At 70.5% G+C, this 22,487-nt stretch carries 19 protein-coding genes; 4 read left to right on the plus strand and 15 right to left on the minus strand.

Annotation, left to right across the window (positions count from 1 at the left end):
• Window positions 1–3: 3 nt before the first annotated feature.
• Together VHD82_RS10040 and VHD82_RS10045 are read right to left on the minus strand one after the other, a co-directional pair.
• The gene (locus VHD82_RS10040; RefSeq protein ID WP_325700115.1) at window positions 4–1,146 is read right to left on the minus strand and encodes an LCP family protein; all 1,143 of its coding nucleotides are present in this window, start codon (window positions 1,144–1,146) and stop codon (window positions 4–6) included.
• A 259-nt stretch (window positions 1,147–1,405) separates the two neighbouring features.
• Complete coding sequence (locus VHD82_RS10045) at window positions 1,406–2,086, minus strand: alpha/beta hydrolase (protein WP_325700068.1); 681 nt, start codon at window positions 2,084–2,086, stop codon at window positions 1,406–1,408.
• 62 nt (window positions 2,087–2,148) lie between these two features.
• Between VHD82_RS10045 and VHD82_RS10050 the strand changes: the two genes are divergently transcribed.
• Window positions 2,149–2,841 (plus strand): SIS domain-containing protein, encoded by a 693-nt coding sequence (locus VHD82_RS10050; protein WP_414637483.1) that lies wholly within the window; start codon window positions 2,149–2,151, stop codon window positions 2,839–2,841.
• Between the two features lie 6 nt (window positions 2,842–2,847).
• Here the strand turns inward: VHD82_RS10050 and VHD82_RS10055 are convergent, their stop codons facing one another.
• The gene (locus tag VHD82_RS10055) at window positions 2,848–4,713 is read right to left on the minus strand and encodes an ABC transporter ATP-binding protein (protein ID WP_325700074.1); all 1,866 of its coding nucleotides are present in this window, start codon (window positions 4,711–4,713) and stop codon (window positions 2,848–2,850) included.
• 146 nt (window positions 4,714–4,859) lie between these two features.
• Between VHD82_RS10055 and VHD82_RS10060 the strand changes: the two genes are divergently transcribed.
• A complete protein-coding gene (locus VHD82_RS10060; protein ID WP_325700077.1) occupies window positions 4,860–6,158 on the plus strand; it encodes a glycosyltransferase 87 family protein in 1,299 nt (432 codons plus the stop codon).
• Here VHD82_RS10060 and VHD82_RS10065 read toward each other — a convergent pair.
• The 4 genes from VHD82_RS10065 to VHD82_RS10080 all read right to left on the minus strand — a co-directional run bounded on the left by VHD82_RS10065 (window position 6,145) and on the right by VHD82_RS10080 (window position 10,622).
• Window positions 6,145–6,354, minus strand: coding sequence for a helix-turn-helix domain-containing protein (locus VHD82_RS10065; protein ID WP_005437638.1), 210 nt, complete (start codon window positions 6,352–6,354; stop codon window positions 6,145–6,147). The genes VHD82_RS10060 and VHD82_RS10065 overlap by 14 nt on opposite strands.
• Before the next feature lie 280 nt (window positions 6,355–6,634).
• Window positions 6,635–8,263: an ABC-F family ATP-binding cassette domain-containing protein gene (locus tag VHD82_RS10070; RefSeq protein ID WP_325700079.1), complete on the minus strand. Its 1,629-nt coding sequence runs from the start codon at window positions 8,261–8,263 to the stop codon at window positions 6,635–6,637.
• Window positions 8,264–8,370: 107 nt separating this feature from the next.
• Window positions 8,371–9,063, minus strand: a complete 693-nt coding sequence (locus VHD82_RS10075; protein WP_325700081.1) for an acVLRF1 family peptidyl-tRNA hydrolase — start codon at window positions 9,061–9,063, stop codon at window positions 8,371–8,373.
• Complete coding sequence (locus tag VHD82_RS10080) at window positions 9,060–10,622, minus strand: dGTP triphosphohydrolase (protein WP_325700084.1); 1,563 nt, start codon at window positions 10,620–10,622, stop codon at window positions 9,060–9,062. The genes VHD82_RS10075 and VHD82_RS10080 overlap by 4 nt, the downstream gene beginning before the upstream one ends.
• Before the next feature lie 23 nt (window positions 10,623–10,645).
• Here VHD82_RS10080 and VHD82_RS10085 point away from each other — a divergent pair, with 23 nt between their 5' ends.
• The gene (locus tag VHD82_RS10085; RefSeq protein ID WP_325700087.1) at window positions 10,646–11,680 is read left to right on the plus strand and encodes a lycopene cyclase family protein; all 1,035 of its coding nucleotides are present in this window, start codon (window positions 10,646–10,648) and stop codon (window positions 11,678–11,680) included.
• Window positions 11,681–11,786: 106 nt separating this feature from the next.
• Window positions 11,787–13,493 (plus strand): GGDEF domain-containing protein, encoded by a 1,707-nt coding sequence (locus VHD82_RS10090; RefSeq protein WP_325700090.1) that lies wholly within the window; start codon window positions 11,787–11,789, stop codon window positions 13,491–13,493.
• Between the two features lie 85 nt (window positions 13,494–13,578).
• Here the strand turns inward: VHD82_RS10090 and VHD82_RS10095 are convergent, their stop codons facing one another.
• The 8 genes from VHD82_RS10095 to ruvA all read right to left on the minus strand — a co-directional run bounded on the left by VHD82_RS10095 (window position 13,579) and on the right by ruvA (window position 22,441).
• Window positions 13,579–14,352, minus strand: coding sequence for an enoyl-CoA hydratase/isomerase family protein (locus tag VHD82_RS10095; protein ID WP_325700094.1), 774 nt, complete (start codon window positions 14,350–14,352; stop codon window positions 13,579–13,581).
• A gap of 22 nt (window positions 14,353–14,374) precedes the next feature.
• On the minus strand, window positions 14,375–16,690 hold the full coding sequence (locus tag VHD82_RS10100) for a bifunctional (p)ppGpp synthetase/guanosine-3',5'-bis(diphosphate) 3'-pyrophosphohydrolase (protein ID WP_325700097.1): 2,316 nt from the start codon (window positions 16,688–16,690) through the stop codon (window positions 14,375–14,377).
• Window positions 16,691–16,841: 151 nt separating this feature from the next.
• A complete protein-coding gene (locus VHD82_RS10105; protein ID WP_325700100.1) occupies window positions 16,842–17,360 on the minus strand; it encodes an adenine phosphoribosyltransferase in 519 nt (172 codons plus the stop codon).
• A 2-nt stretch (window positions 17,361–17,362) separates the two neighbouring features.
• Complete coding sequence (gene secF / locus VHD82_RS10110; RefSeq protein ID WP_325700103.1) at window positions 17,363–18,598, minus strand: protein translocase subunit SecF; 1,236 nt, start codon at window positions 18,596–18,598, stop codon at window positions 17,363–17,365.
• A 2-nt stretch (window positions 18,599–18,600) separates the two neighbouring features.
• Window positions 18,601–20,178: a protein translocase subunit SecD gene (gene secD / locus VHD82_RS10115; RefSeq protein ID WP_325700106.1), complete on the minus strand. Its 1,578-nt coding sequence runs from the start codon at window positions 20,176–20,178 to the stop codon at window positions 18,601–18,603.
• A gap of 129 nt (window positions 20,179–20,307) precedes the next feature.
• Window positions 20,308–20,691: a preprotein translocase subunit YajC gene (yajC, locus tag VHD82_RS10120; protein ID WP_325700109.1), complete on the minus strand. Its 384-nt coding sequence runs from the start codon at window positions 20,689–20,691 to the stop codon at window positions 20,308–20,310.
• Window positions 20,692–20,786: 95 nt separating this feature from the next.
• Entirely contained in the window at window positions 20,787–21,854 is a 1,068-nt protein-coding gene (gene ruvB / locus VHD82_RS10125) for a Holliday junction branch migration DNA helicase RuvB (RefSeq protein ID WP_325700112.1), read from the minus strand.
• Window positions 21,851–22,441 carry a Holliday junction branch migration protein RuvA gene (ruvA, locus tag VHD82_RS10130; RefSeq protein ID WP_325700123.1) on the minus strand — a complete coding sequence of 197 codons (591 nt, stop codon included), beginning with the start codon at window positions 22,439–22,441 and terminating at the stop codon, window positions 21,851–21,853. The genes ruvB and ruvA overlap by 4 nt, the downstream gene beginning before the upstream one ends.
• Between the last annotated feature and the right edge of the window lie 46 nt (window positions 22,442–22,487).

Consider the following 22,487-nt stretch of genomic DNA (forward strand, 5'->3'; position numbering starts at 1 on the left):
CGGCTAGTTCAGGATCACGCTGTCGGGCACCGCCGTGTCGTTCTTGAGCGCGCCGAACAGCTGTGCCGTCTTCGTCTTGTCCCAGTTCTCCGCCGAACCCGAGGTGACCGGCACCGTCGTGGTCACCACGCCGCCGCTGGAGATGCCGCGCAGGTCCCAGGCCAGCGCGGCGAGATTGTGCACGTGGTCGCCGGAGTCCATGGTCAGCGCGTCCGGTGCCGAGGACAGCAGCGGGAACAGGTCGAACGGGTTGAGCAGCGTGCCCGGTGAGGCGATCTGGCTGGCCAGCGCGCCCATGAACTTGCGCTGGTTCTCCACCCGGTCCAGATCCGAGCGCGGGGTCGCGTCGCTGTGGCGCATCCGGACGAAGCCCAGCGCGTGCGCCCCGTCGAGCTTCTGGCAGCCCGCGGGGATGGTGATGTTGGTGAAGTCGTCGTGCATCTCCTTGTCGATGCACATGTCCACGCCACCGATGGCGTCCACGATGCTGGCGAAACCGCCGAACCCGATCTCGGCGTAGTGGTCGATGTGCAGGCCGGTGGCCTGCTCCACGGTCTGGACCAGCAGCGGGGCGCCGCCGATCGAGAACGCGGCGTTGATCTTGTTCTTGCCGTGGCCGGGGATGGTCACCTGGGAGTCGCGGGGCAGGCTGACCAGGGTCGGCTTGGTGCTGTTGCCGGGCAGGTGCGCGATCATGATCGTGTCGGTGCGCTGCCCGCCGCCCGCGGCGGCGCTGTCCCCGGTGGCGAGCTGCTCCTCCTGGTCGGTGGTCAGCCCGTCCCTGCTGTCCGAGCCGACGATCAGCCAGTTCGTGCCCGAGGCCGCGGCCGGACGGCCGGAGTAGTCCTTGAGCGCTTCGACGCGGTTGATCGAGAACTCGAGGTAGATCCACACCCCGGCGATGAACGCGACGACCACCAGCACCAGGCTCAGCAGGATCTTGCCGATACCGAACCGCCGACGTTTACGCGGCGGCCCCGGTGGCGGCATCTGCTCCCGCGGCGGCCCGGGCGGCGGCCCGGCCGGGCGGCGCGGCGGCGGGCCTGGTGGCGCTTCGCGGCCGGGCAACGGCATCATCTGCGCGGGCTGGTGCTGCCGCGCGCCCCTGGGCTGGCGCGGTCGTTCCGGATAACCGCCGGGGTTCATGCGGGACACCCGCACCCGGTCGGTCCTCCACGCAGTCGTTCCTGCGTCACGCCGGCTGCGTGCGGTGCCTCGGTGCTCATGCGGGACACCCGCACCCGGTCGGTCCTCCACGCCGGCATTCCTGCGTCACGCCGGCTGCGTGCGGTGCCTCGGTGCTCATTACGCCTCGCTAACGTCCCCGATCTCGGCCTGCGTGCCCTAGTGAACCGCAAACCTCCCGAAGTGGGACGTCTGACTCCCCGAAAGGGTTGTGCGGGAGCTACAACGGCAGCCTCAGCCGCTGCTCGGGGCGCTGTTCCCAGGCCGTGAGCGGGCGCACCCCGGCGGCGTCGAGCACGAAGTCGCGGACCAGTCTGGTCCAGGCGCCCGCGCGGTAGAGCATGGCGTGCCCTTCCGAGAGCACCTCGAACCGGGCGATGCGCGCTGCGTAATCCCGTGCTCGCACAGCGTAGGAATACGACTGGGCCGCGCTGGTGATCCGGTCACGGGTGCCGTGCGCGATGAGCACGCTCCGCTCCTTCACCGGCTCGACGGGCTCGCCCTCCGGCGTCCACGGCGCCAGCGCGCACACGGCGGTGACCGCCGGGTCGTCGGCCACCCGCAACGCGACCCGGCCGCCGAGCGAATGCCCGATCACGAAAACCGGCGCACCGGGGCGTTCGGCGCGGATCCGCTCCAGCGCCCCGCGGGCATCGGCGACCGGGTGCAGGCTCGGCTCGTTCCAGCCGCGCACCCGGTTCCGGAGCAGGCGCACCTCGACCCCGTGCTGCGCCGCGGCGGCGTGGATCGCGCGGGCGAAGGGCACCATCCGCAGGTAGGCCACCCCCCAGGGCCGGACCGGGGCCAGGCCGGCCTCCGCCCCGCCGTGCAGGACCAGCGCCACGGCGCGGACGGGCCCGCGCGCGTCCCAGCGGGACAGACTCGGTTGTCGATCGATCACATCGGGGTCAACGCCCGCGCGGCCGGAAATTATCCCGATAGGGTCACCGCGTGATCGTCGATCTGGTGACCCGCGCCGTCCAGGACGCGGAAACGGCCAACACGAAGCAGCTCCAGGAAGCGGCCGAGCTGGTGCTCGGCTCACTCCGCGCCGACGGGCTGGTGTTCACGGCGGGGGCCGGGCACTCGCTGGCCGCCGTGGCGGAGACGTTCTACCGGGCGGGCGGGCTGGCCAGCGTCCATCCGCTGTACCACCCGGAGTTGCTGCCCCTGCACGGCGCGCGGTCCAGCACGAAGGCCGAGCGGCGCACCGGCCTGGCCGCCGAGGTGCTGGCCGCCGTCGCGCCGGGGCCGGACGACGTGCTGGTGGTGTTCTCGACCTCGGGCGTGAACCCGTACCCGGTGGAGCTGGCGCGGGCGGCCCGGGCGGCGGGCACCCCGGTGATCGCCGTCGGCTCCCGGGCCTCGGTGGCCGCGGCGCCGAAGCGGTCGTCGAGCACGCTGATCGACGAGGCCGATGTCGTGCTCGACACCGGGATCCGCCCCGGCGACGCGAGCTTCCCGCCGGAAAACCCGCGGACCGCCGCGCTGTCCACGGTGCTCAACGCGTTCCTGTGGAACGCCGTGCTGGCCAGGCTCGTGTCGGCCGCCGGCGCGGACGTGCCGTTGTGGGTCAGCTCCAACGTCCCCGGCGGCGACGAGGCGAACGCCGCACTGTTCGCCCGCTACCAACCGCGGATCCCTCAGCTGGGCTGAGCCTGCTCACGCCGCGGCAGGCTCCTCCGCGAACTGGGTGTGGTACAGCTCGGCGTAGCGGCCGTCGGCGGCAAGCAGCTCCTCGTGCGTGCCGCGCTCCACGATCCGCCCGGCCTCCACGACCAGGATCACGTCGGCCGCGCGGACCGTCGAGAGCCGGTGCGCGATCACGAGCGAGGTCCGGCCGGCCAGCGCGTGGTTGAGCGCCTCGCCGACCGCGGCCTCGGACTCGGAGTCCAGGTGCGCGGTCGCTTCGTCGAGCACGATCACCTTCGGCTGGGCGAGCAGCAGCCGCGCGATGGTCAGCCGCTGGCGCTCGCCGCCGGAGAGCCGGTAGCCCCGCTCCCCCACCACCGTGTCCAGGCCGTCGGGCAGCGAGTGCACGAGCCCGGCCAGCCGCGCGCGCTCCAGCGCGTCCCAGATGTCTTCCTCCGGGGCGCCCGGCCGGGCGTATTCCAGGTTGCCCCGGATCGTGTCGTGGAACAGGTGCCCGTCCTGAGTGACCACGCCGATGGTCTGCCGGAGCGACGCGAAACTCAGCTCGCGAACGTCCACATCGGACAGCCGGACCGCGCCGGAGTCCACGTCGTAGAGGCGTGGCAGCAGGGTGGCGATGGTCGACTTGCCCGCGCCGGACGAACCGACCAGTGCCACCATCTGTCCCGGCTCCGCGCGGAAGGACACGCCGTGCAACACTTCCTCGCCGCCACGGGTGTCCAATGTGGATACTTCCTCCAGCGATGCGAGGGAGTACCTGTCCGCGGCCGGATAGCCGAACCGCACGTCGTCGAACTCCACCGAGACCCCGCCTGCCGGCACCTGCCGCGCGTCCGGCTTCTCGGTGATCATCGGGTCGAGGTCGAGCACCTCGAAGACCCGCTCGAAGGACACCAGCGCCGTCATCACGTCCACGCGCACGTTGGCCAGCGCGGTGAGCGGACCGTACAACCTGGCCAGCAGCAGTGCCAGCGCCACCACCGTGCCCGGCGCCAGCTGGCCCTTGATCGCCAGCCAGCCGCCCAGCCCGTAGACCAGCGCGGTCGCGAGCGCCGACACCAGGGTCAGGCTGGTGAGGAACCACCGGGTCAGCATCGCCGTGCGCACCCCGATGTCGCGCACGCGCCCGGCGCGGCGGCCGAACTCCTCGGCTTCGGCGCGGGGATGGCCGAACAGCTTCACCAAAGTCGCGCCGGGCGCGGAGAACCGTTCCGTCATCTGCGTGGTCATGCCCGCGTTGAGCTGCGCGGATTCCCGTTGCAGCGCGGCCATCCGGGCGCCCATCCGCCGCGCGGGCAGCACGAACACCGGCAGCAGAACCAGCGCCAGCACCGTGACCTGCCAGGACAGCGTCACCATCACCGCGAGCGAGAGCACCAGCTGGATGACGTTGGTGACCAGGCCGGACAGCGTCGCGGTGAACGTGCGCTGCGCGCCGATCACGTCGTTGTTGAGCCTGCTGACCAGTGCCCCGGTGCGGGTGCGGGTGAAGAACGCGATCGGCATCCGCTGGACGTGCTCGAACACGGCGCGCCGCAGATCGAGGATCAGGCCCTCGCCGATGCGGGCCGACTGCCAGCGCTCGATCAGCCCGAACCCGGCGTCGGCGACGGCCAGCACCGCGACCACGACCGCCAGCCCGATGACGATGCCCGCCTCGTGCCCGGCGACGATCGCGTCGACCACCCGGCCCGCCAGCACCGGGGTGGTCACCGCGATGACCGCCGAGATCACGGTCAGCACCAGGAAAACCCCGAGACTGCGCCAGTACGGGCGGGCGAACCGGGCGACCCGGCCCACCGTGCCGGGAGTCAGTCCTCTGCGGGCGTCGGCACCGCGCATCGCCGAGCCGAGCAGGCTCCAGCTGTTGTCCACCGTTTCCCCTCCACCATCCCCATACCTCGACATTAGTCGAGATATTCAGCACATCATCCCTGGACAACGCAGGGTAGCGCGGCGAACTTCCCGGAATCGTGCGCCGATTCCCGGCCTCGCCGCCCGGATCGGTAATCTTGCTGGTCATGGGTGTAGACGCGTTCGAGCCGACCCGCGCCCGCACCCGTCGGCAGCCGGGGTCCGCCCGCTCGCCACTCGTGGGCGATCTGCTCTTCTACTTCGGCTGCCTGGTGTACGCGGTGGTGATCGCGTACGCCTCGGAGTTCTACGGATTCCGGATGTGGGGTGCCTTCGCCGCGATCGGCTACGGGATCGCGGGCGTGCACACGATCTGGCTCGCCACGCGGTCGCGGCGGCCGGGGTGGCTGTACTCGCGCCGGGTGGGTCTCGCCGCTGTCGGCGTGTTCGGCATGCTGCTGCCGCTGGGTTTCCTCGTCATCCGGCGGCTGACCGGGGTGGACTGGCTGATCACCCCGTTCTCGTGGAGCGCGCAGCCCGAGGTCTGGGTCATCGAGCGCTCGGCGAGCCTGCTGCTGCACCACGGCACGCCTTATGTGGACATCACCGCGCTCGGCAGGCCGCCCGAGGTCAACGACTACACCCCCTACGGCCCGGTGATGTCGGTGTTCGGCCTGCCGCGGGCGCTGTTCGGCGGCACACCGGCCGGCGACGCGCTGACCGACGCCAGACTGATGTTCGCCATCACCGCGGTGGTCTGCGTGTGGGTGACGCTGCGACTGATGGGCAGGCCCCGCGTGCCGGTGCGCGCGGCACAGCTCGCGATGGCTTGCCCGCTGACCGCGCTCACCTGGTCGGTGGCCGGCCCGGACCTGGCGATCGTGGGCCTGATGCTCGTCGCCGGCGCGCTGGCGGCACGGGACCGGCCGGTGGCATCGGCGATCCTGCTCGCGCTCGTGCTGAGCGCGAAGCTCATTGTGGCGCCGGCGGCGGTGGTACTCGCCGTCCTGGTCGCCACCAGGCTGGGCGGGCGGGCGCTCACCCGGTTCCTGGCCACCCTGGTGGCGGCCTGTGCCCTGCTCAACGTCCCCGTGCTCCTGGTCGACCCCAGTGCTTTCGTGGAGCACGTGATCCGGTTCCCGGCCGGGCTCGGCGTCGTGACCTCGCCCGCCGCGAGCCCGCTGCCCGGCTATCTCATCGCGAGCACCGGCCCGGTGGGGCAGGCCGCCGCGTTCACCCTGCTCGGCGCGGCCGCGATCGCGATCCTCTGGTGGCTGCTGCGCCGGCCACCGGTCACCGGCTCGGACGCCATGCTGCGGATCGCCGTGGGGCTGGGGGCGTTCACGCTGCTCACCCCGGCCACCCGGTACGGATATCTCGTTTATCCGCTCGTGCTGCTCGCGGCGATGCTGTGTTTTCGCCGTGCGGAGTCCGAAACTCCTTCGCCGGGTACTACTTCTTCTTAACGCGAGTAGCGCCGCCGCGCCCGCGCAACTGCACTCCCGATTCGGAAAGTACGCGGTGCACGAAACCGTACGAGCGTCCCGTCGACTCGGCGAGCGCGCGAATACTGGCACCCTTCTCGTATTTCTTCTTCAGGTCAGCGGCCAGCTTGTCGCGCGTGTTCCCGGTGATACGCGCGCCCTTCTTCAGGTCAGCCACGTCGTTCCGCCTTCCTCCAGACAGATGTTCCGGGCCTGGCGCGGCCCGCACAGGCAATGATCGATCACGCGCGGCCGGAATGCCAGACGGCAGCCGAAAAACCTGCCTCGAGAACCCGATATTGGGCCATTTCAGTGTGGTTGCCTACAACAACTAAACAACCTGTGGCCGTTTTACCAAGCCGACCGGAAGCAGAGGGACACGCGTCCGCGGCCGGCCCACTGGTGGCAACCCGTTTCCGCCGTGGCTGTGGCCGGCTTGCCAAGGAACGGCGCGGCGCTCACGCCAACTGCACCAGTTCGAGGTAATCGGCCGACCAATGATCCTCCGTGCCGTCGGGCAACAGGATCACGCGCTCGGGCTCCAGCGCCTCGACCGCCCCGGGATCGTGCGTCACCAGCACGACGGCGCCGCTGTAGCTGCGCAGCGAATCCAGCACCTGCGCGCGGCTGGCCGGGTCGAGGTTGTTGGTCGGCTCGTCCAGCAGCAGCACATTCGCCGCGCTGGAGACCAGGCCCGCCAGCGCCAGCCGGGTTTTCTCGCCACCGGAGAGGGTGCCGGCGGACTGGTTCAGCTGCTCGCCGGTGAACAGGAAGGAACCGAGCAGGTTCCGCAGTTCCTGGGCGCCGGTGTCCGGGGCGAGATGGCGGATGTTGTCCCAGACGCTCGCGTCGTGGTCCAGCGTTTCGTGTTCCTGCGCGTAGTAACCGAGCCGCAGGCCGTGCCCGGCGACCACTTCCCCGGTGTCCGGCCGCTCCATCCCGCCCAGCAGGCGCAATAGCGTCGTCTTGCCGGCGCCGTTGAGGCCCAGCACGACCACCTTGGAGCCACGGTCGATCGCGAGGTCGACGCCGGTGAAGATCTCCAGCGAACCGTACGATTTGGACAGTCCCTCCGCGGTGAGCGGGGTGCGCCCGCAGGGCGCCGGCGCGGGGAACTTGATGTGCGCGACCTTGTCGGCCTGGCGCGTATCGTCCAGGTTCGCCAGCATCTGCTCGGCGCGGCGGGCCATGTTCTTCGCCGCCACCGCCTTCGTCGCCTTCGCGCCCAGCTTCGCCGCCTGCTGCTGCAGGGCGGAGGCCTTCTTTTCGGCGTTGGCGCGTTCCCGGCGGCGGCGCTTTTCGTCGGTGGCGCGCGCTTCCAGGTACCGCTTCCAGTTCATGTTGTAGTGGTCCAGCTCGCCACGGGTCGCGTCGAGGAACCACACCTTGTTGACCACGTCGCCGAGCAGTTCGACGTCGTGGCTGATCACGACGAGACCGCCCTCGTGCGACTTGAGGAAGCCGCGCAGCCAGTTGATCGAGTCGGCGTCGAGGTGGTTGGTCGGCTCGTCGAGCAGCAGGATCGTGTCGGACCGGCCGGACGCGCCGACGTCGGAGGCGGCGAACAGGATGCGGGCCAGCTCGACCCGGCGGCGCTGGCCACCGGACAACGTGGCCAGCGGCTGCGCCAGAATCCGTTCGGCCAGGCCGAGATTCGCGCAGATTCGCGCCGCCTCGCTCTCGGCCGCGTACCCGCCGAGCGAGGCGAAGCGCTCTTCGAGCCTGCCGTAGCGGTTGATCGCCTTGTCCCGCGCCTTGTCGTCGACCAGCTCGGACATCGCCGTCTGGGCCTTCTCCATGTCGCGCAGCAACGTGTCGAGCCCGCGCGCGGAAAGCACCCGGTCCTTCGCCGTGACCGACAGGTCGCCCTCGCGCGGATCCTGCGGCAGATAGCCGATTTCGCTGCCGTGGCGGACCTCGCCGGCATACGGCTGGCCCTCGCCGGCGAGCACCTTCAGCGTGGTGGTCTTGCCCGCGCCGTTGCGGCCGACGAGACCGATGCGGTCTCCCGGCTGGATGCGCAGCGTGGTGTCGGCGAGCAGGATGCGCGAACCGGCGCGCAGTTCGAGGCCGGTGGCCGTGATCAAGTGAACTCCCGGAGCAGGGGGTGGACGTGGGCAGCATGCGACGGCCCGGCGCTGGGGGCCGGGCCGGAGCTACTCCAGCAGGATTTCCACGACGACCAGTGTACGGATCACTGTCCAGTGATTTGCGTGCCGGTGGCGGGACTCACCCCGTCCCGGATCACGATCGCCACCTCGCGCGCCCGCCGGGCGGCGTCGTCGAGCACCGCGCGGCGAGGTTCGCTCACATCCAGAACACGTTGTGCCGCAAGGGAAAACACCGGTTCCAGCCGACGGTCGGAGCGTAGCTCGTCGAGCGCGCGGCGGTCCCCGCCCAGCAGCACCCCGGCCAGCTCCCCGGCCCGCGGCACGAGCACTTCGAAGATGTCGTCGGCCGCGTCCTTGAGCGCCTGCCGGGCCTGGCCCTCGCGGCGGCGCGCGAAGCGCTGCTGCGACCAGCCGCCCGCGGCGGAGCGCCCGTGCACGTGATGCCGGTCGGTGCGGGACACGAGCACCTTGCCGCCCTCGGCGATCCCGATGCTGTGCGCGCCGAGCCGCACCAGCACCAGCCCGATCCGGCGCGGGCGTTTCGCTTGTATGGCAAGGCGAATGGTAGGCGGACCAGACCCTTCCAACGGCGGGAAGGGCACCGTCGCCGTGGCCGTGGTGCCGTTGCGCGCGGTCACCACCACCTCGGTATCGGTCGCCGTCGTGCCGTCGATTCCGCCGTTGCGCTCGGCGAAGCGGTCGAACCAGCCCGAAAGCCGCTCCGGGGACACTTCGACGATCCGCCCGCCCCCGGCGGCTTCCCGCGCCCCGCTCACAGCACGAACGAATCGGACCAGGGCTGCGACGACCGGCCCGACAGCGCGTCGAGCAGGGTCACGGCCTGTTTGTCGGTCAGTGACGCGACGAAGTCGATCACGGCGCGGCCACGGGCGAGCCCGGCCACTTCGTCCGCGCCGGTGACCGGTTCGCCGGTGGCGCCGACGAGCAGTTCCGGGGCCGTGGCGGCGAGTCCGGTGAACTCCGAGTGCGCCAGCTCGACCAGATCGTGCAGCCGGCGCGGAAGCCGTGACTCCTCGTCGCGGTCGCCGAGCCAGGCGTCGAGCGCGTCCACCAGGCTGGTCACCAGGCTGGCCTGTCCTCTTTGGTGCAACGCCAGTTCCGGGCGCAGCAGGACGAACGTGCGGTGCACGAACTTGAGCACCTGCACCTCGTGCCATTGTGCCTGGCGCAGGCTCACGTGCCCGGAGCGGGTGGTCGGCGACTCGACCACGATCACCCCGTCGACCAGGCGCTTGGTCCAGGCCGCGGAAAACGCCGCGGTCGCCTGCTCGGCCTCGGTCGAGCCGTCGAACCCGCGCACCAGCAAGCCGTCCACGAGCTCGCGGCGGACCCTCGCGACCGCGGCGGTGAAAGCGTCGTCATCGACGATCCAGCCGTCGCGCGCGTGCATCCGGCGGCGCAGCAGCTCCAGCGAACGGCCGGGCCTGCGGGCCTGCGCCGCCAGCGTGGCACTGTCCATTTCGGCCAGCTCCAGCCCGGTGGCGAGCCATTCGGTCAGTTCCGCCGCGACCGGCGCGTGCTGCAGCACGCCGATTCGGTGGAAATCCTGTAAATCGTGAATGGCATAGGCGATGTCGTCGCCGGTATCCATCACCGAAGCCTCGATAGTCTGCTGCCAGGGCTCGATTATCGAGACAAACGGTGCTCGCGCCTGTTCGAAATCGTCCAGTTCGCTCGAATAAACGCAGAATTTCGCAGAACCGGTGCCCGGGGCGTCCCCCGGTTCCGCGGCGCCCCGGGGCGGGTTGGGCATCTTCGACGGATGCGGATCCGGCCGGTGCAATCGCGCCCACGGGTATTTCAGCACCGCCGCGCGCACCGCAGCGGTGAGATCCAGCCCGACGCCGGACGGGCCCCGCACGTCGGTGGTGGTCAGGATGCGGAAGGTCTGCGCGTTGCCCTCGAAGCCGTCGGCGAGGCCGAACCGGTGCCGGGCGATGCGGTCCAGCACCTGCTCCCCCAGATGACCGAACGGCGGATGCCCCAGGTCGTGCGCGTACGCGGCGGCCTGCGCCACCACCGGGTCCAGGCCGCCGAGCTTGCCCACCAGCTCGGCCGAATCCGGCGACGCGAGCAGCCGGTCCGCGATCGCCCTCGCCACCTGCGCCACCTTGAGGCTGTGCGTGAGGCGGTTGTGCAGCAGACCGGACCCGGCCGCGCTGACCACCTGCGTGACCCCGCCGAGCCGCGCGAAGAACGGGGAGACCACGATCCGGTCGCGATCGGCGCGGTACGGGTTGTCCGCGAGATCGGTCCAGGTGGTGGCCGCTTCCGCCGCCGCGTCCCGGCGGTGCGCCCGGAGATCGTTGTGCATGGGGCTCACCGTATCTTCCGTGCATGCCTGAGGTGGTGGTCGCGGGCGCCGGGCCGGCGGGCCGGGCGCTCGCCGCCGCGTGCGCCCGGGCCGGGCTGCACACCGTCCTGCTGGCTCCCCACCCGTGGGCGCCGTGGCGCGCGACCTACGGGATCTGGCTCGACGAACTGCCGGGCCTGCCCCGCGACGTGGTGGCCGCGGCGCCCCGGCACACGATCGCCTTCGGTACCTCTCCGCATGTGCTCGACCGGCGGTACGCGGTGCTGGACAACGAAAAGCTGCGCGACTGGCTCACCGATCCCGGGGTGGAGGTCGTCGACGGGCGCCTCGGTGAGGTGACCGCCCCGGTGGTCGTGAACGCGACCGGCGGGCGCGGGCGCGGCACGGAACAGACGGCGTACGGGCTCGTGGTCGCCGGCGCCGGTGCTCTCGTTCCGCCGGACACCGCGGTGTTCATGGACTGGTCGCGGCCGTCCCGCGAACCGAGTTTCCTTTACGGCGTCCCGGTTCGCGACGGTGTGCTGGTGGAGGAGACTTGCCTGGCCCGGAAACCGGGGCTGCCGCCCGACGTGCTCGCCGCCCGCCTGCGCCACCGGCTGGTCCGGGCGGGCGTCCCGGTCGAAGGCCGCGAGGAGCTCGTCCGGATCCCGCTCGACGTGCCACGTCCCGGCGCGCTCGCCTTCGGAGCCGCCGCCGGGCTCGTCCATCCCGCGACCGGCTACTCGCTCGCCACGGCCCTCCGGCTCGCGCCCACCGTCGCCGCGGCCCTCGCCGAAGGCCTCCGCACAAGCCCCGCGCACGCCGTGCGAGCGGCCCGGCACGAACTGTGGCCGCCGTCCGCACAGGCCGTCCACTCGATGCGGCGCTTCGGATTGCGCGCGCTCCGCCGGATGCCGGGCGAGCTCGTCCCGGAGTTCTTCGAGCTGTTCTTCCGGCTGCCGCCGCGGTTACAGTACGCGTTCGTTTCAGGACGCACTGATGTGGAAGGAACCGCCGCTGCCATGCTGGAGCTCTTCCGCGCGGCCCCCTGGCGATTACGGAGAGTTCTCGCATCCTGAGATCTTCGCTGCCGATTAGCCCGTTCTAGGGAACTCTGGCTGCTGCTCGATGAACATCAGTCGACATCCGTGGAGAAACCCGGGTGCCAGCAGCGAGGATAGGTCAGTGAGCGCAGCCCCGAATGCGGTTCGGTTCGCCTTCCAGCCGCTGTACAGCCTGCACACCGGCGGCATCGTCGCACTCGAAGCACTCGCCCGGCCCGGGAAGGGCTCGGTGCAGGAGCTGCTCGACCGCGCGATGCGTCAGCACCGGCTCGCCGAGGTGGACGTCTCGCTGGCCGCCAGAGCCGTGCTCACCGAGGCCGACCACGAGACGCTGCTCCCCCTGCACCTGAATCTGACGGCGCCCACCGTGGCCGCGCCCGAATCGGCGTTCGATCCGCTGCTGGACGCGCTCGCCCGCATCGGCAGGCGCCCGCGCGAGGTCGTGCTGGAGATCGGGCCGCCGTTCTCGCACGTCTGGCCCGAGCAGCTGCTGGCCGGCCTGCACCGGCTCGGCGAGCTGGGGTTCCGGCTGGCCTTCGACGGGCTGGGCCGCGCCGACCTGCCGTTCTCGCTGCTCGCCGCCGCGCCGGTGGACATGCTGAAGCTGGACCGCACCGTGCTGCGCCGGCTGCCCGGTGACGCCGGGGCGATCGCCGTCGTCGAGTCGCTGCTGCATTTCGCCGCGCGCACCAGCCGGCGTCTGGTGGCCACCGGAGTCGAGCAGGAGGCGCAGCTGACCGCGATGCGCAAACTGGGGGTGCGCATCGCGCAGGGGAACCTGTTCGCACCGGCCGCCGACGGGGTCAACTGGACGAACCTGCTCACCCCGGCCACCCCGGACCCGGACGAGCGCGTGGTGCCGGGGCCGCTGACAGCGCCGCGGGTGCGGGACTTCCTGCGCCCCGCGAGCACCCTGCCCGAGGACGCCACCTGTGACGACGTGCGCACCATGCTCGCCGCCGCGGACGCCCCGTCCGGCATCGTCGGCGTCGACGCGCACAACTGTCCACAATGGTCGGTCGACCGGACGCGTTTCCTCGTGTCCGTAACGGGCCCCTACGGACACGCGCTGCACGCGAAGCGCCCGGCGGCCCGGCTGGCCGACTCCCCGCACGTGATCAACGCCGACGCCAGCGCGCTGGAGTTCCTGGAACTGGTCACGGACGCGGACTGGGGCCGCACCGGGGACGACGTGGTCGTGGTGGACGAGCAGGGGCGCTGTCTCGGCGTGGTGCTGGTGACCGAGGTGGTGCGCGGTGTCGCCGAAGCCAAGGTCGAGGAGGCGGCTTCGCTGAACCCGCTGACCCGCCTGCCGGGCAGCGAAACCGTGGCCAAGGACGTGGACCGCCGGATCGCCTGCCGCGAGCCGTTCGTCGCGGCCTGGCTCGACGTGGACTCGTTCAAACTGGTCAACGACAACGCCGGGTTCGCCGCCGGGGACGACCTGATCCGCGCGCTCGGCCGCACCCTGACCGACCTGACGTCCCGCCTGCCGCGCATGACGGTCAGCCACGTCGGCGGGGACGACTTCCTGATCGCCTGCGACGTGGACGAGATCGGCACCATCGCCGGCGCCCTGCTGGACACCCCGTGGTCCGCCGAAGGGATGCCGGTCACGGTTTCACTGGCGACGCTGGTGTGCGCGACTTCGTCCATTTCGTCCTACCGGGACGCGTCGAGATTGCTGGCGCCGTTGAAGAAACGCGCCAAGGACGTCCCCGGTTCGAGCTGGGTGCTGGCGCGCCCGAACTCCGAACGCGTCGAGATCCTCCGCGGCCGTCGTGCGACCCCGCCCGAGCCGCGGCAGCGACTGGACCAGCCGGCCTGAGGCTGGGTCGCTCGGCGGGGTGTGGCCGTGGGGTGGCTCGCGTTGCCATTGCCGGGCGGCGGGTGGCGAGTAGCCCGGTTTTCCCTTACCTGTACAGGAAATTCGGCGCCCGGCGCTCCAGAAAGGCTGCCACGCCTTCGGGATAATCCTCGCCGTGCAGCGCGGCCAGCCGGATCTCCTCGATCTCGGCATCCGATTCCTGTTGTCCCGCAAGGATTTTCCCGATGATGTGGTTCATCCCGCGGATCGAGGCCTGCGAGCGGGCGCACAGCGTCTCCGCGAAAGCGGCCACCTGCGCGTCCGGATCCTCGAACACCTCGTTCACCAGCCCGATCTCGCGCGCCCGCGCCGTGTCGATCAGCTGGCCGGACAACAGGAAATACCGCGCGTGCGCCGGGCCGATCAGCGACACCAGGGCCCGGGTGGACCGGAAGTCGTAGACGATGCCCAGCTTCGCCGGGGTGATCCCGAACCGCGAACCCGGCGCGGCGAACCGGAAATCGCAGGCGACCGAGATCTGGCAGCCACCGCCGATGCAGTTGCCGCGGATCTTCGCGATACTCGGCTTCCGCATCCCCGCCAGCGCCGTGACCGCACCCTCGACAGCTTTGTCGTAGGCCGCCGCGCCCTCCGCGGTGGACCGCAGCTCCCGGAACTCGCTGATGTCCGCGCCGGCCGAGAAATCCGCCCCGGCGCCGGTGATCACCAGGACTTTCAGCGCCGCGTCGGCCTCGGCCTCGGCGACGATCTCCGGGATCGCCGACCACATGCCGTGCGTGATCGCGTTCTTCTTCTCCGGCCGCGCGAAGGTCAGCGTGCCGACCTCGCCCTCGCGCGCGAACTCCAGCCCAGATGCCATACCGGCACCCTAACCGCAGCGATCAGGAAGCCGACGTGACGCGGTACACGTCGTACACGCCCTCCACGCCGCGCACCACCTTGAGCACGTGGCCGAGGTGCTTCGGGTCGCCCATCTCGAACGAGAACCGGCTCACCGCCACCCTGTCCCGCGACGTGGTGACCGAGGCGGACAGGATGTTGACCTTCTCGTCCGCCAGCACCTTCGTCACGTCCGAAAGCAGCCGGTGCCGGTCCAGCGCCTCGACCTGGATCGCCACCAGGAACACCGAGTTCTCCGACGGCGCCCATTCGACCTCGACCAGCCGCTCGGGCTGGCTGCGCAGATCCTCGGCGTTGGTGCAGTCCGTCCGGTGCACGCTCACGCCGCCGCCACGGGTGACGAACCCGAGGATCTCGTCCCCGGGCACCGGGGTGCAGCAGCGCGCGAGCTTCGCCCACACATCGCTGGCACCCTTGACGATCACGCCGACGTCGTTGGAGCCGCGGCGCCGCGTCACCGTCGACGGGGTGGAGCGGGCGGCCAGCTCCTCCTCGGCCTCCTCGACCCCGCCGATCAGCGCGACGAGCCGCTGCACGACGTGCTTGGCGCTGGTGTGGCTCTCCCCCACCGCCGCGTACAGCGAGCTGATGTCCGGATGCCGCAGCTCGGCGGCCAGCGCGCCCATGGACTCCGCGGTGACCAGGCGCTGCATCGGCAGCCCGACCTTGCGGATCTCCTTGGTGATGGCGTCCTTGCCCGCCTCGATCGCCTCGTCGCGGCGCTCCTTGGCGAACCACTGCCGGATCTTCGCCCGCGCCTTGGGCGAGCGGGCGAACTGCAGCCAGTCCCGGGTCGGGCCGGCGTTCTCCGCCTTCGACGTGAAGATCTCCACCACGTCGCCGTTTTCGAGCTTGCGCTCCAGCGCGACGAGCCTGCCGTTGACACGGGCGCCGATACAGCGGTGCCCGACCTCGGTGTGCACCGCGTACGCGAAGTCCACCGGGGTGCCGTCCACGGGCAAGGTCACCACGTCGCCCTTGGGCGTGAACACGAAGATCTCGCGGGCGGCGAGCTCGTAGCGCAGCGAGTCGAGGAACTCCCCCGGGTCCGCCGCCTCACGCTGCCAGTCCAGCAGCTGCCGCATCCACGCCATCTCGTCGATGTCGACGGCGGTGCCGCTGTGCGTGCCCTTGGTTTCCTTGTAGCGCCAGTGCGCCGCGATGCCGTACTCGGCGGTGTGGTGCATTTCGTACGTGCGGATCTGCACCTCGAGCGGTTTGCCCTCGGGCCCGATCACGGTGGTGTGCAACGACTGGTAGACGCCGAACCGCGGCTGCGCGATGTAGTCCTTGAACCGGCCGGGCATCGGCTGCCACAGCGCGTGCACCACGCCCATCGCGGCGTAGCAGTCCCGCACGTCCTCGACCAGGATGCGCACGCCGACCAGGTCGTGGATGTCGTCGAGGTCCCGGCCGCGGACGATCATCTTCTGGTTGATCGAGTAGTAGTGCTTCGGCCTGCCCTCGACCTTCGCGGTGATCCGCGAGTTGCCCAGGCTCAGGTTCAGCTCGTCGATCACCTTGCGCAGGTAGATGTCCCGCGAAGGTGCCCTGTCCGCGACGAGGCGGACGATCTCGTCGTACTTCTTGGGCTGCAGGATCGCGAACGCGAGGTCCTCCAGCTCCCATTTCACGGTGGCCATGCCCAGGCGGTGCGCCAGCGGGGCGAGCACCTCCAGGGTTTCCTTCGCCTTGCGGGCCTGCTTTTCCGGCGGCAGGAAACGCATCGTGCGCATGTTGTGCAGCCGGTCGGCGAGCTTGATCACCAGCACCCGCGGGTCGCGGGCCATCGCGATGACCATCTTGCGGATCGTCTCGGCCTCGGCGGCCGTGCCGAGCTTGACCTTGTCCAGTTTGGTCACGCCGTCGACGAGCTGCGCCACCTTGTCGCCGAAGTCCTCGGCGAGCTGCTCGACCGAATAGCCGGTGTCCTCCACCGTGTCGTGCAGCAGCGCGGCGACCAGCGTGATGGTGTCCATGCCCAGCTCGGCCAGGATGGTGGCCACCGCGAGCGGGTGCGTGATGTACGGGTCGCCGGACTTGCGCCGCTGGTCGCGGTGCAGCTCCTCGGCTACGTCGTAGGCGCGCTGCAGGAGGCTGAGATCGGCGTTGGGGTGCAGCTCACGGTGGATCGCGGCCAGTGGTTCGAGTACCTGCTTGACCGAGGCGGCGCGCTGCGCCGTGATCCGCCGCGCGAGCCTGGCCCGCACCCGGCGCGTCGCCGACGGCGCCCTGGTCACACCCTGGTGCGTCAACGCGTTGTCGTGGGGCGCCGGGGAATCGAGCTCTTGGCTCACCCCCACCTCCTCTTCGCGTGACCTGTCCGAACACCCAGCCTAACGCGCGTACGCCGAATGGCGTCGTCGTGATCCCCCGGGGCTCTTTCTGCGGCGGCCCCGCGCGCCCAGCGGTCGGTGCCGATTCGGCCAGGCCGATCAGGAAAACGGCTCAGACGGACTGGAGCGCGCTGACCTTCCGGTCCGCCAGCACGGCGCGGCCGTCCAGCGCGGCGAGCTCCAGCACCACCGAGATGCCGGCGACCGAGGCGCCCACCTGCTCCAGCAGCCGGCAGGCTGCGCCCACCGTGCCCCCGGTGGCGAGCACATCGTCCACCACCGCGACACGCGCCCCGGGCGCGACCACGCCACCCGGCAGCTCCAGCGTCGCCGTTCCGTACTCCAGCGCGTAGTCCACCCGGCCCGCGACCACCGGCAGCTTGCCGGGCTTGCGGACCAGCACCACGCCGAGACCGCGGGCATACCCGACCGCGGCGGCCAGCATGAACCCGCGTGCTTCGATCGCCGCGAGCAGCTGCACATCCGGCTCCACGGTTTCGGCCAGCGCGCCGGCGACGGCCTGGAACCCCTCTCCGCTGGCGAACAGCGGCGAGAGGTCGCGGAACAGCACGCCGGGCTCGGGAAAATCCGGGACCTCGGCGATCAGGCCCAGCGCCGCGTCGAGATCCATGCTCAGCGCTTCTTCTTCCCCGACGGCCGTCCACGGCGCGGCGCGGACCTCGCCGCCTTCGGCGTCCTCGACGGGACACTGGCCGCGGCGGCGTACGCCTTCTCCTTGCGAAGCTCGGCCGCCAGCGCGTCATCGTCGCTCGCGTCGAAGTCGTCCTCCACCGCTTCGCGCTCGGCGGCCTTGCGGGCCAGGTTCGCGCGGCGCGCCTTGACCCGCTCGGCCTGCTGCTTGTACTTCGGGTCGCGCATCTTGAAGTCGACCAGCAGCGGGGTGGCCAGGAACAGCGAGGACAGCACACCGGTGAGCATGCCGGTCAGCTGGACCAGCGCCAGGTCCTGCAAGGTACCGGAGCCGAGCAGGAGGTAGCCGACGATCAGCAGGCCCAGCACCGGCAGCAGCGCGATGATCGAGGTGTTGATCGAGCGCATGAGCGTCTGGTTCAGCGCGAGGTTCGCCGTCTCGCCGTAGGTGCGCCTCGTCAGGCCCAGCAGCCCGCGCGAGTTCTCCTTGACCTTGTCGAACACCACCACGGTGTCGTACAGGGAGAACCCGAGGATCGTGAGCAGCCCGATCACGGTGGCGGGGGTGACCTCGAAGCCCACCAGCGAGTAGATGCCCGCGGTGACCACGATGTCGTGGAGCAGCGAGATCAGCGCCGCGATCGCCATCCAGCGTTCGAAGTAGATCGCCAGGAAGATCGTCACCAGCACGATGAACACACCGAGCGCGATCAGCGCCTGGCGGGAGATCTCCCCGCCCCAGGACGCGCTCACCGCGCTGTCGCTGATCGACTGCTCGCTGGGCTGCCCGTTCGAGCCGATCGGCTGCAGCCGCTGGAAAAGCGCCTGCTTGACCTTCGCGACGTCGGTCTCTTCCAGCGCCTCCGACCGGATCTGCACCGTCGCGGCGCTGCCGACGCCGACGGTCTGCGCCGACGTGGCCTGCCTGCCCAGCGCGTCGGCGAAGACGCGGGTGGCGTCGTCGGAGGTGATGGCGCCGTGCGCGCCGTGCCCCGGCAGCTGGATCTGGGTGCCGCCCTCGAACTCGATGCCGAGGTTGAACCCCTTGATGCCCATCGACGCGACGCTGACGAGCACCAGCGCGATGAAGAAGACGTACCACCGCTTGCGCTTGCCGACGATGTCGAAGGCGCCGGTGCCGACGTAGAGCCGGTGGAAGACGCTGCCCTCGTTCTTCTTCGGCGAGGCCTGGGTGTCCTGCGGTTCCGCGGTGGACATGCTCACGCCTCCTTCGTGGCCGCGGTGGCCTTACGGGCGGACTTGCGTTCGTTCGCCAGTGTCTGCACGCCGCCGAGCCCGGTGAGCTTCGGGTTGGACAGGAACTTCGACCTCGACGCGAGCGCCACCAGCGGGTGCGTCACCAGGAAGACCACGACCAGGTCCAGCACGGTGGACATACCCAGGGTGAACGCGAAGCCCTGTACGTCGCCGACCGCGATGGCGTAGAGCACCACCGAGGCCAGGAACAGGATGGCGTCGGAAGCCAGGATCGTGCGCCGCGCGCGCTGCCAGCCTCGTGGCACCGCGGAGCGGAAACTTCGGCCCTCGCGTATCTCGTCTTTCAGTCGTTCGAAGAAGACGACGAAGGAGTCCGCGGTGATACCGATCGCGATGATGAACCCGGCGACGCCGGCGAGGTCGAGCGTGAACCCGATCCACCGCCCGAGCAGCACCAGCACCGCGTAGACCATCAGGCCGGACAGCGCCAGCGAAACGATGGTCAGCGCACCCAGCAGCCGGTAGTAGAACAGGCAGTACACGAACACCAGCGCCAGGCCGATGCCGCCGGCGATCAGGCCCGCCTTGAGCGAGGCCAGGCCGAGCGTGGCCGACACCGTCGTCGCGTCCGAGGACGTGAACGACAGCGGCAGCGAGCCGTATTTGAGGATGTCGGCCAGGTCCTTGGTCTGCTGCTGGGTGAAGTTGCCGCTGATCTGGGTGTTGCCGTCGACGATCGCGCTCTGGATCGCGGGCGCGGAGACCACCTGGGTGTCCAGGGTGAACGCGGTCTGCGTCTGCTGCTGGTAGTGCTTGGTGGTGAAGTCCGCCCAGGTCTGGCGGCCCGCGTCCTTGAAGGTCAGGTCGACCGTCCAGCCGGGCTTGCCCTGCGCGGGCGGCGAGGAGACCGCGCTGTCGATCTCGGTGCCCTTCAGGAACACCGGGCCCAGCAGGTACTTCTCGGTGCCGTCCTGGTTGCAGGTCATCAGCGGCAGGTTCGGATCGTCGTTGCCCTGCAAGGGATCCTGCGCCGAGCAGGTGAACGCGGCGAGCGCCTGCTGCGAGGCGTCGGACGCGGCGATGCTGTCACCGGTGCCGGTCATCAGCGCGGCGTCCTGGCGGGACGCCTTGGCCTGCTGGATCAGCTGCGCCGACTGGTCGTCGGTGGTGTTCGCCGGCGCCGGGGTGGGCGGCGCGGTCGCCTGGGTCACGTTCAGCACCTGGCGGAAGTTCAGCTGCGCCGTCTGACCGAGCTTCTTGGCCTGGTCACCCTGCTCGCCGGGCACCGTGATCACGATGTTGTTGCCGTCGAGGAGGACTTCGGTGCCCCCGACGCCGATCCCGTTGACGCGCTTCTCGATGATCTGGCGCGCCTGGTTCAGCGAGTCCTTCGACGGCGCCGAGCCGTCGGGGGTGCGCGCACTCAGCGTGACGCGGGTGCCGCCCTGCAGATCGATGCCGAGTTTCGGCGTCGGCTTGCCACCGCCGGTGAAGAACACCAGCGCGTAGAGCACGACCACGATCAGGGCGAAGATGGCGAGATAGCGTCCCGGGCGGATCCGCCCGGCCGATGGTGCCACGGTGGTGGTTCTCCTCGGAAAAAGGGTCGACGGCGCTGGTAGCACCGAGACAGTACTCGGTGCCACGTGAGCGCAGCGTGTTGCCCCCGGCGCCGTTCCGGAGGGCGCCAGGGGCCGGCCGCGCGGGCCTTACTTCTTGCCGTGCTCGAGCGGCGGGGCGATCTGCGGACCGGCCTTCTCGTCCTCGGCCGGGGTCTCGGCGACGGCCTCGACGGTGTCGTCGGTGTCGTCGTCCTCGATCTCGTCGACCGGGGGCTGCACCTTCTCGCGCACGGCCTGCCGCAGCCACGTGGTCACCACGCCGGGGGCGATCTCGACGTCGATCGTGGTCTCGTCACTGGTGTCGGCCACCGTGCCGTAGAGGCCCGAGGTGGTCATCACGCGGTCGCCCTCGGACAGGCTGCTCTGCAGGTTCTTCTGCTCCTGCGCGGCGCGCTTCTGCTTGCGGCTGCCCATGACGAGCGGGATCGCCACGACGAGCATCAGGAGCAACGGCAGGAAGAGGCTATTCATGATTCTCCATTCGGCGAGCGCGGTGCGCGCGCCTTTATGTCCGGATGTGCTCTCTCGAGTGTGCCAGGTGCCACCACAACTCTCATCACCCGGCGCTAATCGAACAGCGGTGGCTGGTCCATCCGGCCGTAATCAGCCGGTGGCCGCAGGCCCAGGTGCTCCCACGCGGTCGCGGTGGCGACCCTGCCCCGGGGAGTCCGCGCGAGCATACCCGCGCGTACGAGGTAGGGCTCACACACCTCCTCCACCGTGGTCGCCTCTTCACCGACCGCCACGGCCAGCGTGGAGATGCCGACCGGGCCGCCGCCGAACGAGTTGACCAGCGCGCTGAGCACCGCGCGGTCCAGCCTGTCCAGGCCCAGCTCGTCCACGTCGTAGACCTCGAGCGCGGCGCGCGTGACGTCCAGGGTGATGTGCCCGTCGGCCCGCACCTCGGCGTAGTCGCGGACCCTGCGCAGCAGCCGGTTGGCGATCCGGGGCGTGCCGCGGGAGCGGCGGGCGATCTCCGCGCTGCCCGCGGTGTCGATCTCGATGCCGAGGATCGCCGCCGCGCGGGTGACCACCTGGTCGAGCTCGTGGTCGGCGTAGAACTCCATCTGCCCGGTGAACCCGAACCTGTCGCGCAGCGGGCCGGTCAGCGCGCCGGACCGGGTGGTGGCCCCGACCAGGGTGAACGGGGCGATTTCCAGCGGGATGCTGGTAGCGCCCGGGCCCTTGCCGACCACGACGTCGACCCGGAAGTCCTCCATCGCCAGATAGAGCATTTCTTCCGCCGGCCGGGCGATGCGGTGGATCTCGTCGATGAACAGCACATCGTGCTCGACGAGGTTCGACAGCATGGCCGCCAGATCGCCGGCGCGTTCCAGCGCGGGCCCGGAGGTGACGCGCAGCGAGGAGCCCAGTTCGGCGGCGATGATCATCGCCAGCGACGTCTTGCCCAGACCCGGCGGTCCGGACAGCAGGATGTGATCCGGTGTGCCGCCGCGATTCTTGGCGCCCTCCAGGACCAGTTGCAGCTGTTCGCGCACCCGTGGCTGGCCGATGAACTCGCGCAGTGACCGGGGCCGCAGGCTGGCGTCGATGTCGCCTTCGCCGACGGTCAGGGCCGGCGAGACATCACGGTCGAACGCCTCGTCTTCGTCGTCGCCCTCGAACCTGCTCATTTCTTACCCAACATCGAAAGCGCCGCCCGCAGAGCGCTCTGCGTGGTCGCGTCCGGATCGGCGGCCAGCACCTTGTCGCATGCCTCCTCAGCCTGCTTGGCCGCAAAACCAAGTCCGACAAGGGCTTCCACCACCGGTCCGCGCACCGCGTGCCCGGTGGCCGCAGCCGCCCCGGTGCCGCCGGACACCGCACCGATCTTGTCCCGCAGTTCCAGCACCATCCGTTCGGCACCACGCTTGCCGATGCCCGGCACCCGCGTCAAGGCCGTCACGTCACCGTCGGCCAACGCCTGGCGCAGCGCGGTCGCGTCGTAAACCGCCAGCGTCGCCAGCGCGATCTTCGGCCCGACCCCGGACACTCCGAGCAGTGTGAGGAACAGGTCGCGGGCATCGGAGTCGGCGAATCCGTACAGCGTTTGGGAGTCCTCGCGGACGATCATCGCCGTGATCAGCCGTGCCTCGGTGCCGCGTCGCAGCGTGGCGAGCGTGGACGGGGTGGCCATCACCTTGTAGCCCACGCCGGCGGCCTCGATGACGACGTGGTCAAGCGCGATGTCGAGGACCTCACCGCGCACCGAGGCGATCACGGCGCGCTCCGCGACATCCGGCCGGGCGCGGCCTTCAGCCGGGCGG

It is taken from the genome of Amycolatopsis sp. (assembly GCF_035546795.1).
Taxonomy (GTDB): domain Bacteria; phylum Actinomycetota; class Actinomycetes; order Mycobacteriales; family Pseudonocardiaceae; genus Amycolatopsis_E.